Source organism: Streptosporangium sp. CA-135522 (assembly GCF_050949235.1).
Classification (GTDB): domain Bacteria; phylum Actinomycetota; class Actinomycetes; order Streptosporangiales; family Streptosporangiaceae; genus Streptosporangium.
Genome location: NZ_CP192026.1, coordinates 4,644,073 through 4,656,653, shown reverse-complemented (window position 1 = coordinate 4,656,653; position 12,581 = coordinate 4,644,073). Strand labels below are relative to the sequence as shown.

The following is a 12,581-nucleotide window of genomic DNA, read 5'->3' as shown; positions in this document are numbered from 1 at the left end:
ATCTGTCCGCCGACCGGTGCTGCCGTCCACTGTCCTTTGTTCTCACTCCCGGCCAGGCCGGCGACAGCCCGCAGTTTCGCGTCGTCCTGGGCCGGATCAAGGTCCGCCGGCGCGGACAGCGGGTGCGGGAGGGGGTCTTGGCCACGGCTACGTGGAGGGTGTCGGCGACCAGAGTCCGGCCGCGGTTCCCTCCTCGATGTGCTTGCGATAGGTGACGACCTTGCCATGGATGATCTCCAGACTGGTCGTCAAATCGGCGATCCTGTCCCGGACGGTTCTTTCGTGCTCCTCCAGGAGCGCGAGCCGCTCCGCCTCGTTGCCCGGACCGGATCGGACAAGCCGAGCAAACCTCTTCAGTGTGGCGATGGGCATGCCGGATTCTCGCAGCCGGTTGCACAACAGGAGCCACTCCACGTCCGCCGGTTCATAGACGCGCTGCCCTCCGGCCGTGCGCGGAATCGGACGGATGAAGAGCTCCTCACGTTCGAAGAACCGCAAGGCGTGCACGCCCAGGCCGGTCGCCTTCGCGACGTCTCCGATGTAAAGGCCGTCCGCGTTCCTGCTCATACCGCACCGCCATAGCTTGACCTAGATTGCACTCTAGATTTTAACCTCGAGGACATGGCAATCACGCAACACAAGATCGGCTCGGGATTCAACGCGCACAGCACGGCGGACGAAGTCCTGGCCGGCATCGAGCTGTCCGGCAAGAACGTCCTGATCACCGGCGGCTACTCAGGTCTTGGGCTAGAGGCCACGAGCGCGCTGGCCCGCGCCGGGGCGCACGTCATCGTGCCCGCTCGCCGTCCTGCCGTGGCGACGGAGGCGCTGTGCGGCATTCCGCGGACGGAGGTGCGGGAACTCGACCTGGCAGACCCCGGCAGCATCGGGATGTTCAGTGACCGGTTCCTGGAGACCGGTCGGCCCCTCGACATCATCATCGACAACGCGGGTGTCATGGCCTACCCGAACACGCTCATCGGTCCAGGTTGGGAACCGCACTTCGCCATCAACCACCTCGGGCACTACGCCTTGGTCAACCGCCTGCGCCCGGCCCTGGCCCCTACCGGGGCGCGAGTGGTGTCCGTCGCTTCGTCCGGGCACTTCCTGTCGGACATCCGCTGGGACGACCCGCACTTCCGCCACGGCTACGACCACTGGCTCGCCTACGGGCAGTCCAAGACGGCCAACGCCCTGTTCGCCGTCCATCTCGACGCCCTCGGCGCGGCCGATGGCGTGCATGCCTTCGCGGTGCACCCGGGCAGCATCCTCACCCCGCTGCAACGGCGCATCCCCCGCGAGCAGCAGATCGCCCAGGGCTGGATCACCCCGGAGGGCCGCCAGGCCGACGGCTTCAAAACCCCAGCGCAGGGTGCGGCGACGGCCGTATGGGCGGCCACGTCACCTCTGCTCGACAAGTACGGCGGCGCCTACTGCCAGGACTGCGACATCGCCGAACCCGCGACCACCGACGACATGCTCGTCGGCGGCGTCAAGACGTGGGCGATCGACCCCGATTCCGCGTCCCGGCTATGGGCCCTCTCCGGCGAACTCACCGGGCTGGATTGCTTCTCCTGACTTACGAGCTGGTGCGTGATAACGAAGATGACGTCTTGACCTGAGCCGAGGTCCTCGGGTTACCGATCGGTGGCGCGATCGGAAACGAGACCGGCAATAGCCAGGTAGGTGGCGGGCAGAGTGTCACGACGATGGGTCCAACAGGTCAGCCCTTTCCACCGCTTGTGGTCGGCGATGGCGTTCTCGACCGGAATACGCAGCGAAGAATGCCGGTGGCGGGCGAGTTCTCGTGCGGCGTGAACCTCCGGAGCCGCGATCTTTCCTGGTTTGCGCGGCGGCGTGACGGCTTGCCGGGGATGGTCACGCCGTAGTCCCGGATAGCCCTCATCAAGCAGGACCCGGACATCGGGGAAGAGCGAGAACAGATCATCGATCCCTTCGCTGCGCGCCGCGGTGACGTCATGCATCCGCCCAGGCCGTATCGCTCCCGCCCATAAGGTCCGGCCGTGCTCGTCGGCCACCACGGTGGCCTTCATCGTGTTCATCTTCTTCTTGCCCGATACGAAGGCCCGCCGTCCGCCGCGGTGGCCCGTGGGCCGGCGCACCTGCACCTCGGTGGCATCCAGCCGTAAGACGACCCGCTCGGCGTGGGCGTAGGCGAACACGTCGGCCAGAGTTCGCAGCCGCAGACCGTTGTGCTGCGGTACGGCGAAACCACGAGCGGCGAGCAGGGTTCGTATCTCACCGACCGCCCGGGTGATCGTTGAGCGGTCCACGGCGAACAACACGCCCAGCACGGCATGCGGCAGATCGTGGCGCAGGTAGATCAAGGTGGCGATCACCCGGTCGGCGAACACCAGGCGGTGTCTGGCGCCGGCGCCGGCAGCTCGTCGACGCTCGCCCCCGCGGACCATATGGCGCCGCCCTTCCACCATCGCCTGCCACGGACGCGCCAGCTCCACGACCAGGTCCCCCAGATGCTTCAGGGAGACTCCCGTCAGAGCCTGGTGTGCCAAAGCGGCACGATTCAGCGCGATCTTCACATCACCGAATCTTGCCGTGCCTCAACGCCACGGACCATGCTGTCGCTATCGCGCACCAGCTCGTTACTGAGCGTTTCAAAATGAAGTCGGCGCGACAGCAACATGGACCAGTTGAACATCGCGTCGCAGGCTGACAACCGCTGAGAGACCTTCCCCGGCATCGGATGGTTGTCGGTCCCATATGACAGTGTTCCGGGCATGCTGATCGTGATGAGCGGCTTACCTGGTGCTGGCAAAAGTTCCATCGCCCAGAAGCTGGGCCATTTGCTTCCAGCCCCGGTGCTGTCGGTCGACCCGGTGGAGGCCGCGATGTGGAGAGCGGGAATCGACCGCGGCCAGCCGACCGGACTGGCGGCCTACGTCGTGGTGGAGGCGCTCGCCTCCGACGTTCTCGCGCTCGGGAAGACGGTCATCATCGACGCGGTGAACGATGCGCAGGAGGCACGGGAACAGTGGCGCGGCCTTGCCCGCCGCCAGAGTGCGGCGCTGTGCTACATCGAAGTGACCTGCTCCGATCGTGCCTTGCATCGGCGACGGCTGGAAGGTCGTCAGCGCGACATTGACGGCTTCGTCGAGCCGACCTGGGCGTCAGTGGAGGCGCGACGCGCGAACTTCGACGCATGGTGCGAGGACCGCCTCGTACTCGACTCCACCGCTCCGCTGACCGGCAACGTGCAGATCGCCATGGCTCACCTGCGCGCTGCTCGCCGAGATCCCCTACCGAGCACCTCAGAATGACGTCTGGAGTCGGCGAAGGCAGATGATGCTGCATGCCAGCTCAAGCAGGCCTTGATAGAGGTCGGCTCGGCGCCCGTACCCGCGCCGCCTCCTCCCGAACCCGCACCGCCCCACAGCTGCGAGAGACGCTCACGGCCGAGTCCAGCCAGCTCAGCGCCGCTTCCGGGCCTTTGGCCGCCGCGACCGAGCGCGCTCCGAGCACCAGCGTCCAGGCATGCTGCACCGGCATTCCGGCGCGCCGGAAGCCCTCCGCCGACTCCTCGAACAGCTTCGCCGCCGCGGCGTGCTCGCCATCCGCCAGATGGAGTACGGCCCACGCCCGGCGAGCGTTCGAACGCTGGACGGGCAGACCCAGCTGCTCGGCAACCGTCTCAGCGTCTCCTGCCCAGCGGCGGGCGGCGTCACGGTCACCGCATCGCAGCGCCGCCGTCGACAGGGTGGCCATGATCTCGGGACGGAGCTGCGGCTGAGCCAACGGCAGGCCCTCACCGCCCCCTTCCTCCAGGAGAATCCGCACACATCCGTGAGCGTCCCTGCTCATCAGCCGGATCTGGCCCAGTTGCACGGCCGCCGCACCCGCCCACCAACCCTGACCGGGTGAGGTGCCGCGCATCCCCTCTTCGGCGAGCGCGACGATCTCGGCGGCGTCCCGGCGGCTCCGCGCCCATATCAGCACCGCGGCGCGCATCGTTATGGCCAGCCCTACGGCATCGTCAGCGCCGATGGAGCGAGCGAGCCGCTCGGCTTCCAGCGCCCACTGCCGCGCCTGGTCCAGCCGACCGGTCCACTGACCGAGGAAGGAGAGTCCCGGAAAGTGGTGCATCGCCATGTGCTGCGCTCCACCACTTGTGACTCTCAGCCCTCTGCGCAGGTGCCGGAAGGCGTCCGCGAAGCGCTCCAGGTAGATTTCGGCGCAGCCGATCATGGCGAGCGCTTCGGGGATGCGTGCCGCCGCGGCGTCGGGCAATCCGTCGACCAACCGGGCGCACCGCGCGACCTCGGGCATCCCGGTGTCCATCTTCCCGATGTAGACGTCACCGAAAGCGGAGAGCGTCTGCAGGCCCAGCCGTGCGACATCGCCCGTCCCGTCCGCCGCACCCGCGACCTCGCGGACCAGTGCGCGCGCCTGGCGGTAGGTACCGCGCAGCATGTGCACCAACCCGTACTTGAACGCCAGGTCGGAGGCTCCGGCCGGCAGCGGATCCGGCAGCGGCCTCGGCAGTGTTTCGAGCGCGACCTGTGCCACCGCCTCCGCTTCGTCGTAGCGGCCCAGCAACCGCTCGACGTCGGCGCACACCGCGTAGGCGTTCAGCCGCAAGTCCTCTGGAAGCCTTGAGCCGTCGCTCAGCACCTCGTGGACGAGGTCTCGGGCGTCCTCGAGCCGCCCGGCGGCGGTCAGGGCACGACAGCAGTCGAGCATGAGCGTGACGTGGGACGGAGCCGCCCTGTCCCCGTCCGGCAGAGACTCCTCGTCGCACCGATGAAGGTCATCCAGCATCAGAACACCGCCGGAGGCGGCCGCCCAATCCGCGAACAGCGTGCGGACCAGGAGTCCCATCAGGAAGCGTGTCGGCACGGACGCGGAGGTTTCCTTAGCCCAGGGAAGTAAGGCCGGAATCCGAGTTTCCACGCCGACCCGACTCGCGCCAAGCATAGATCGAGTCAACGATATTCCGGACGCGCCGAGTAAGGACGATCTCGTCCCGACCGCAGCGACGGTACCGAGCGCCCAGCGGCGGAGCCCGTTTACGGCTCGGCCGGACCCGCCTCGGGGCGTGGCAACGAGTAAAGAACCTGATCGTGTCAGCGTCCGCAACGCCACCGCGCCTGGCGTATGACACCCTCCCGCTGGAACCCGGCCCTCTCCAGCGCGCGCTGCTCTGCCCGGTTGCCACTGTCGGTGAAAGCCTGGATGCGCTGTTCGAACTCGCCGACGCCACACTGGCCGCCGGGCCGACGATCTCACTGCCACACCTGTCACTCGATCCACCGCACCGGCGAGGGGCTGTCGGCCGGCACTCCGGGGCGGCCCTTGCCGGTCTTGGCCTTGAAGTCGATGATCGGGATGTCGTTGGCCTCGGCGAACGACATCACCGCCCGGCGGAATTGCTGTCCCCGCCGATCCAGCGAAACCGGGGAGGGTCACGGGTGCCGCATCAGGCAACGCTCGCCCTGGCGGGACGTGTGTGAAGCCGTCGTGATACGTTGCGCGTCGCAGTGCACCGCATCGACCCGGAGGAGGTGAGACCGATCAACGCTGTGACAGGTCGGGGCTCCCTCCCGTGTATCGCCTAGGGAGCGCCCGCACAAGGCATCCCGAAAGGCTTGAAACGCGCATGCACTTCACCTCGCAGACGTCGACCGACGGCGTCACCGAACGATCCTTCACCCTCGGCGAGATCCCCGGCGTGCTGTGGACGCCGGAAGACGCTGAACCCTGTGCCCTGATCCTCATCGGACACGGCGGCGGACAGTACAAGCAGGCTCCCGGCGTCGTGGCCCGCGCCCTCCGGCTGGCGGCCGAGTGCGGTTTCGCGGTCGCGGCCATCGACGCCCCAGCCCACGGAGACCGGCCCAAGACCGCCGAACACGACCGGATCATCACCGAGATGCGGGCCTGCATGGCCGACGCGGGCGACCCGGTCCCGCTGCTGGCCGAGCTCCACACGCTGCTGGCCGCCCAGACCGTGCCGGAATGGCGCTCGGTCCTGGACGCGCTCGGGGATCTGGGCCCAGTGGGTTACTGGGGCATGTCGCTGGGCTGCGCTCTCGGCATTCCGTTGGTCGCTGCCGAGCCGCGGATTCGCGCGGCAGTGCTGGGGCTGAACGGGACGTCGTTGGCCTCGGCCGAGGTCGCCACCCGGGTCACCATCCCTGTGCAGTTCCTGCTGCAGTGGGACGATGAGCGGGTACCGCGCGAGGAGGCCCTGGCACTGTTCGACGCCTTGGCCTCGGCGGAGAAGACGCTGCACGCCAATCCCGGCAAACACGGGGAGGTGCCGGCCTTCGAGGCCGACAGCGCGTTGCGATTCTTCGCCCGGCATCTGGGCTGATTCCGGCGCCTGTCGTCCGCAACGCGCCGATCGGGGACGGATCCCGATCGGCGCGTTCAGCGCACACTGGCCGGCGTGGCCGAGAGGGTTCAGGTTCGGGAGATCGACGATCCCAACGGTTCGTCGTCGACCCTTGGGTTCCCCGCGAACTCCGGGCTTTCAGGAGGTGTCGCCAAGACTCCTGTCACGAAGTACACGCGATTGCGTTAGCACAGGTCAGTGGCACTCTTTTCGTGCCCGACAGCGAATCTTTCGCCGATCCTCGATGTGCCCGATCAGACGCGGTCAGCATGAACAGCGGAATCGTGGGATCTACGACGGCTGATCACCTCGTGCGTGGTGGAGATCACCCGTTGATGCGGGACGGCACGCCCGGCAAGGCCCGCTGTCGTGCCGCACCGAGCCGCGGGCCCGCCAGGGTTTGGCCCTCCTGGCCGGTCGGCTCGTCCGGGACCCGTTCAGGGCACAGGGGTGGACCTGTTGCCCTGGGGCGTCGGCCGGGCCGGGGGGTGCCCCTTTCTCCGGGTGGTTCAGGCCGGATTCTCGCGCAGTTCCCTGGTCGCCGAGCGGTAGGCCCGGGCGACGCGAGTGAGCATGCCCAGCATCAATGGCACCTGTTCCGGTGAGTAGTGCGCGCGGATCTCTTCCAGGTGCCGCTCGGACGTCTCGCGGGTGGCGTGGTATTCGGCCATGCCGTCCTCGACAAGTTCCACGGTGACCGTGCGCCGGTCGCGTTCGCCGCGCACTCGTCGTGCGTAGCCGGCCTTCTCCAGCCGGTCGATGAGCCGGGTCGTGGAGGCGGACGGCAGTCCCAGTTCCTCGGAGATCGCCCCCACCGGGAGCGGTCCGCGCATCTCCAGCAGGATGAGGGCGGCGACGTCGACGTGATGCACGTCAAGCCGGTCGGCGATCGCCTCAATGTGCAGCATGACCGCGATCAGGAACTCGCGGAAGACGTCCTCTTCTGGATGCTTGTGGACCACCCGTCCTAACCTACTTCATAACGATGTATCTTCGTAATGGAGTTACTTCGATTTGGAGTGAATATGGACGTTCTTGTCATAGGAGCCGGCGTGGGCGGCCTGGCGGTCGCACGGAGCCTGCTGGCCGCCGGTCACCGGGTGCGGGTGTACGAGCAGGCACAGGCCATGCGGACAGGCGGCGCGGGGCTGAGCATCTTCAGCAACGGCGCCGCCGTACTGAACGATCTCGGCGTCAGTCTCGACGGCGTCGGCGGCCGGTTCGACAGGATCGACGCGTTGACGGCCGACGGCCGTCTGCGTCTCAGGTCCGACATGGCCCACGCGGCCGCGCGCTACGGCTTCCCGAGCAAGTCGATCTCCCGCCGCCTCCTGCTGGAGCGCCTGTCCGAAGGACTGCCCGGCGACCTGATCAGGTACGGCATGGCCTGCCGCAGCGTGACCCAGGACGGCGACCAGGTGACGGCGACCTTCGGCGACGGCTCGACGGTCACGGGGGATCTGCTCATCGGAGCCGACGGCCACCACTCGGTGGTACGGCGCGCGCTGTGGGGCGACGTCCCCATCCGGACGGCCACCTTCGGCACCTGGCAGGCCCTCAGCCCGATCGACATCGACCTCACCCGCACCCACGTCCACCTCATGATCACAGGGCGCGAGGGCGCGTGCGGGCTCATCCCCGCTGGGGACGGCATGCTCCAGTGGTGGTTCGACGTGCGCTGGTCCCCCGGCGACCCGCGCCCCGCCGCACCCCTGGCCGAGTTGCGGCGCCGCTTCGGCCACTGGGCGTCGCCCGTCCCCGAGGTGCTCGCCCAGGCGTCCGAAGACGACCTCGACTTCTTCGGCCACCACTGGCAGAAGGTACGCCGGGTATGGGGCAAGGGTTGCGTCACCCTGCTCGGCGACGCCGCCCACCTCATGCCGCCCACTCTCGGACAGGGCGCCAACCAGACCCTCGAGGACGTGTGGGTGCTTGGGCGTGAGCTCGCCAAGGGCGGCGATGACCTGGCGGAACGGCTGCGCGCCTACGAGAAGGCCCGCTACCCCCACATTTCCCTGGTCTCCCAGATGGCCAGGCGCAGCCCCGCCAACTGGCGGATCCCGCCGCTGATCGGCCGCCTGGTCTCCGAAACGTCCCAGAGCGCCATGCTCGCCCGCTTCAGCAACCGCCTCACCGCCCTCATCGCCACCTCCTGATCCGGTGCTGACGGAGTTTCTGGCGGACGGGCAGTCGTGTCGCCGTGCGCATCACCCTTCCGGATTGTCGCTGCGGCACCGCCGGATCGGTGACGGCGCGCTCGAGTGCCGTCTTCTTTCCGGCTGAGGGGTCATCATTTCCAACGCCGCCGCCAGCGCGCTCCCGCCGACCGACACAGGCCGCCGCCCGCACCGGCTACCGTCCAGCGCGGGATGGGAGCCGCGAGGCCCCTGGGGCTGGCACCGGCCGGTCGGGCCCCGCTCGGGTCGGCGCCACCAGGGGCGAAGTAGCTTCGTGTGACGACAGGTGCTCGGGGCTTATCGCACGAACCCGAGCAGAGGGCCTTCAGGGGGCGTGATCTCGCAGGGAATCGGAGGTCTCTGACCGCTCGGCGAAGGCCGTCCAGCCGCGTTCGAGCAGATCGAAGATCGTCTGCGCGGCCTCCCGGGGGTCGGCCCGCCGACGGATCAGGCCGGCGGCTTCGAGCGCGACCTCGATGTCGGTGTCCAGGTCGAAGACCAGGGCTTCCTTCTGATCCGCCGCGGTGTCCACAAGAGCGTCCAGGCGCTGGAGAAGGACATCCGCGCCTGGACGGATCAGTGGAATGACGATCCCAAGCCGTTCGTCTGGACCAAAACCGCCGGCGAGATCCTCGAATCCCTCGGTAAATATTGCCGACGAATTTCAGGCGCAAGACACTAGGCGTCCCCGAAGACCTCCCAGACCTGGAGCAGCTGGCCGCTGCGCGGGTTGTAGTCCACCTTGGCCAGGACGGGATGCTCGGCCCCCTTCACGACCTTGGTGAAGGCCGGCGTGGTGCACCCCTTGGTGCCAAGCCCGTCGCGCCCGGCGTTGACGTGGTCGGCCAACCAGGCGTCACCGCACTTCCCGGTCACGCGGCTGAAGAGCAGGGCGGTGTAGCCCAGCTTGACCGATCGGCCGTCCTTCGCGAAGACGACCGTCGTGTCGTTGTGGCGCTTGATCGTGCCGTAGGCGGTCTTCGCGTCGCTCGGCGTCGCGAGGAGCTCGTGGATCCGCTTGGTCGTGCCCAGCGAGACCCTGACCGGCACGGGGCCGAGCCCGAGGGCGAAGGTCAGGTCACCGGCCCGGCAGCGGGTCGTGCCCAAGCCCTTTCCATCGAGCTTGACGACGCCCTCGTTCTCCTTCAGGCCGCATTCGGCGGTAGTCCTGCGAAAGTCGACGCCGGCGTAGTTCAGCCGCCGTTCTCCGGCGCCGGCGACGGAGGTGAGCTTGTAGCGCGGGACACCACGCCCCTTGACGAGGGTCGCCTTCATCGGTGTGATGCGCAGGGTATCGGCTCCGTCGGCCCAGGCGAAGCCGTAGAACACCTCCGAGGTGGAGGCGATGGCGGGCGTGGCGGCCAGGCCGGTGGCGCAGACGGCGAGCGCGGCGGCGGTGGTGAGCGAACGCAGCATTGAACTGTCCTCCCCGAGTCGTGATCCTTACATGGGTGAGACTCGCCAAAGCTCTCGAAGGTTCGTATCGGCCTACGACCTCGATGTCGACCAGGCCGACAGCGCCTCGGTGAATTCCGCGACCCATGTCAGGCTCGGCCTGCGGACATGCTCGGGAGGAGGACGCCGAGGTGGGTCGGTGGGAGGAGGCGCTGGAGGCGATCGCCGAAGCCGTCACCATCCGCCGCCCTCGTCGTGCGCGTTGTGTTCGGGGTGTCGGTAAGACTCGTGTCGCACCGACACAAGTCTTACCGACACCCCGACCTGCGTCTGCCCGAGGCCCGTGTCGTGGCCGGGGCTTTCAGCCCGGAAGGTTTCCTCGGTGGCGAACACGCTGGACATCATCGAGAGTGACCATGAATGTGGATGCATGACCAGTTTGTACTCGCACGCAGGCGGCGACGAGGCACTGCACAGGCTCGAAGAGATCTTCTACGCGAAGGTTCTCAACGATCCCCTGCTCAAGCAGCTGTTTCCCGAGCGTAACGCCACCCATGTCGATCACCTGACCTGGTTCACGGCCGAGTCCTTCGGCGGACCTGACCGCTTCACCCGCGAGCTGGGCTTCGACCACCTCATCCAGGTGCACCGCCATCTCAACATCTCCGACGAGCAGCGCGAGCGTTTCGTGGAGCTGTACATGGAGTCCTTCGACGAGGCAGGGCTGCCCGACGACGAGCCGTTCCGCGAGGCGGTGCGCGAGCATCTAGAGTTCGGCTCGCGGGTGGCCCAGCAGAACTCCCACGCGGCCACCGACGAGGAGCTCCACCCGCTGCGCGACGTCCCGCTGTGGACATGGAAGGAGCCCGATCAGTCCAGCTCGTAGTGCAGCCGCGCCTCGATGGCATAGGCGTGTGGCGCGCCGCGTTCATCGGGTGGTCGGAATAGGAGACGTGGGTGCCCGGCGAGGCCTGTAGGGCGGTGAAGGCTCGAGAGTCGAGGACGTCGATGAGCCGGTCGTTGTGCACGGAGCGGGCGAGCACGACCTTCTTCTTGCCGGACGCCCGGATGATCGGGCCGGTGCCGGCGTAGTTCTTGCGCGCGTTGGCGCTGGCGTAGCGGTACACGCCGGAGCCCGCAGACCGCTCATCGCTCATGTCGTGAAACTCCGTGACTTCAGGTAGCTGGCGCCCTCGGTGAGGGCGAAGACCGGGCCGCCGCCGTCGCCGCCCCTGCCGCTCTCTCCGTTCTTGATGGCGGCCATCAAGTCGGTGAAGCGCTCCCCTTCGTCGTTGCATATCCGGTTGATCTGGCCGTCGACGGTGTATCCGCACCTGGCGCCGGTGGTCGTGCCCGAGTCGAGTCAGCCCGGCCACCAGAGCAGCACTTCGTGATCTTTCGGCATCGTATCCGCAGTGCCGTACGGTCATACCGAGACGGCCTGTGACAGGCACTGGCGTCCACCCGCCGCTGAAGACAAGGATCTTGGCATGAGACTTACCGCTCGACGGCTCAACCGGGCCACGCTCGGCCGGCAGATGCTGTTGAAGCGCGAATCGCTGGCCGTGGCCGATGCCGTCCGCCGCATCGTCGCGCTGCAGGCGCAGGAGGCCCCGTCACCGTATCTCGCCCTGTGGAACCGGCTCACCGACTTCGATCCGGAAGACCTGGACGCCGCGTTCGCCAACCGCGAGGTGGTCAAGGCCTCACTGATGCGCATCACGTTGCACGCGGTGCACGCCGAGGACTATCCGGCGTTCCACAGCGCGATGCTGCGCAACCTACGCGCTGCGCGCCTGGGCGACTCCCGCTTCACATCGAGCGAGCTGTCCATCGCCGACGCCGATGCCGCACTTCCCCATCTCGCGGAGTTCACGGCCCGTCCGCGCACCGGCGCCGAGATCGAAGAATTCTTCAAGGCCGGCTTCGGTGAGGCCAGGCGGGGTCTGTGGTGGGCGCTGCGGACGTTCGCGTCTTTACACCACGCGCCGACCGGTGGGCCGTGGTCGTTCGGTGCGCGGTCGTCGTTCGTCGCCGCGCGGCCCACGTCAGGCCCGGAGTCTGAGGACGAGTCCGTGCAGCGGCTGGTTCTGCGCTACCTGCGGGCGTTCGGTCCCGCCTCGGTGCCGGACTTGGCGCAGTTCACCACACTCAGACGGCCGGTGCTGCGGCAGGCCGTGCAGGCTTTGGCCGGCAAGATCGAGGAGCTGGAGGGGCCGGATGGGGCAACGCTGTTCGACGTGCCCGGGGCGCCGCTTCCGGCGGAGGACACCGTCGCCCCACCCCGGCTGCTGCCCATGTGGGACAGCATCCTGCTCGCCTACTCCGATCGCAGCCGCCTCATTGCGCCGGACTACCGCCCGCTCGTCATCCGCCGCAACGGCGACGTCCTGCCGACCCTGCTCGTCGACGGCTACGTCGCCGGTGTGTGGCGCCCGGTCGAAGGAGGCATCGAAGCGACGGCTTTCCACCGCCTGGACGAGGAGGTGTGGAACGGGCTCGCGGTGGAGGCCGGTGCGCTGGCGGCGTTCCTGACGGATCGCGGGACCACCGTCTATCGTCGCTACGCTCACTGGTGGACCAAGCAGATGCCGAGCGCCGAAGTCCGTTTGTTCCCGAGCTGATACGACCTTCAG

Annotated in this window: 13 protein-coding genes; 6 read left to right on the top strand and 7 right to left on the bottom strand. The window is 67.9% G+C overall.

Going from position 1 to position 12,581, the window contains the following annotated elements:
* Positions 1-147: 147 nt before the first annotated feature.
* Positions 148-567, bottom strand: coding sequence for a MerR family transcriptional regulator (locus ACQPYK_RS21625; protein ID WP_433257830.1), 420 nt, complete (start codon positions 565-567; stop codon positions 148-150).
* Positions 568-621: 54 nt separating this feature from the next.
* Here ACQPYK_RS21625 and ACQPYK_RS21620 point away from each other — a divergent pair, with 54 nt between their 5' ends.
* Complete coding sequence (locus tag ACQPYK_RS21620; RefSeq protein WP_433257828.1) at positions 622-1,578, top strand: SDR family NAD(P)-dependent oxidoreductase; 957 nt, start codon at positions 622-624, stop codon at positions 1,576-1,578.
* 59 nt (positions 1,579-1,637) lie between these two features.
* On the opposite strand, the gene ACQPYK_RS21615 is transcribed toward ACQPYK_RS21620, so the two are convergent.
* Both ACQPYK_RS21615 and ACQPYK_RS21610 read right to left on the bottom strand, forming a co-directional pair.
* Entirely contained in the window at positions 1,638-2,561 is a 924-nt protein-coding gene (locus tag ACQPYK_RS21615) for a transposase family protein (protein ID WP_433257826.1), read from the bottom strand.
* Complete coding sequence (locus tag ACQPYK_RS21610; protein WP_433257824.1) at positions 2,558-2,761, bottom strand: hypothetical protein; 204 nt, start codon at positions 2,759-2,761, stop codon at positions 2,558-2,560. The genes ACQPYK_RS21615 and ACQPYK_RS21610 overlap by 4 nt, the downstream gene beginning before the upstream one ends.
* On the opposite strand from ACQPYK_RS21610, the gene ACQPYK_RS21605 reads away from it, so the two are divergent.
* Positions 2,760-3,299: an AAA family ATPase gene (locus ACQPYK_RS21605; protein ID WP_433257822.1), complete on the top strand. Its 540-nt coding sequence runs from the start codon at positions 2,760-2,762 to the stop codon at positions 3,297-3,299. The two genes, ACQPYK_RS21610 and ACQPYK_RS21605, sit on opposite strands and share 2 nt — an antisense overlap.
* A 40-nt stretch (positions 3,300-3,339) precedes the next feature.
* Here the strand turns inward: ACQPYK_RS21605 and ACQPYK_RS21600 are convergent, their stop codons facing one another.
* A complete protein-coding gene (locus ACQPYK_RS21600) occupies positions 3,340-4,875 on the bottom strand; it encodes a hypothetical protein (RefSeq protein WP_433257820.1) in 1,536 nt (511 codons plus the stop codon).
* A 760-nt stretch (positions 4,876-5,635) separates the two neighbouring features.
* Here ACQPYK_RS21600 and ACQPYK_RS21595 point away from each other — a divergent pair.
* A complete protein-coding gene (locus tag ACQPYK_RS21595; protein ID WP_433257818.1) occupies positions 5,636-6,352 on the top strand; it encodes a dienelactone hydrolase family protein in 717 nt (238 codons plus the stop codon).
* Positions 6,353-6,882: 530 nt separating this feature from the next.
* On the opposite strand, the gene ACQPYK_RS21590 is transcribed toward ACQPYK_RS21595, so the two are convergent.
* Complete coding sequence (locus ACQPYK_RS21590; protein ID WP_433257816.1) at positions 6,883-7,335, bottom strand: MarR family winged helix-turn-helix transcriptional regulator; 453 nt, start codon at positions 7,333-7,335, stop codon at positions 6,883-6,885.
* Between the two features lie 63 nt (positions 7,336-7,398).
* Here ACQPYK_RS21590 and ACQPYK_RS21585 point away from each other — a divergent pair, with 63 nt between their 5' ends.
* On the top strand, positions 7,399-8,529 hold the full coding sequence (locus tag ACQPYK_RS21585; protein ID WP_433257814.1) for an FAD-dependent monooxygenase: 1,131 nt from the start codon (positions 7,399-7,401) through the stop codon (positions 8,527-8,529).
* Between the two features lie 346 nt (positions 8,530-8,875).
* Here the strand turns inward: ACQPYK_RS21585 and ACQPYK_RS21580 are convergent, their stop codons facing one another.
* Together ACQPYK_RS21580 and ACQPYK_RS21575 are read right to left on the bottom strand one after the other, a co-directional pair.
* Positions 8,876-9,082, bottom strand: a complete 207-nt coding sequence (locus ACQPYK_RS21580) for a hypothetical protein (RefSeq protein WP_433257812.1) — start codon at positions 9,080-9,082, stop codon at positions 8,876-8,878.
* Positions 9,083-9,228: 146 nt separating this feature from the next.
* Complete coding sequence (locus tag ACQPYK_RS21575) at positions 9,229-9,966, bottom strand: hypothetical protein (RefSeq protein WP_433257809.1); 738 nt, start codon at positions 9,964-9,966, stop codon at positions 9,229-9,231.
* Between the two features lie 409 nt (positions 9,967-10,375).
* On the opposite strand from ACQPYK_RS21575, the gene ACQPYK_RS21570 reads away from it, so the two are divergent.
* Together ACQPYK_RS21570 and ACQPYK_RS21565 are read left to right on the top strand one after the other, a co-directional pair.
* Positions 10,376-10,831: a group II truncated hemoglobin gene (locus tag ACQPYK_RS21570; protein WP_433257807.1), complete on the top strand. Its 456-nt coding sequence runs from the start codon at positions 10,376-10,378 to the stop codon at positions 10,829-10,831.
* Between the two features lie 604 nt (positions 10,832-11,435).
* Entirely contained in the window at positions 11,436-12,569 is a 1,134-nt protein-coding gene (locus ACQPYK_RS21565; protein ID WP_433257805.1) for a winged helix DNA-binding domain-containing protein, read from the top strand.
* The last annotated feature ends 12 nt before the right edge of the window (positions 12,570-12,581 follow it).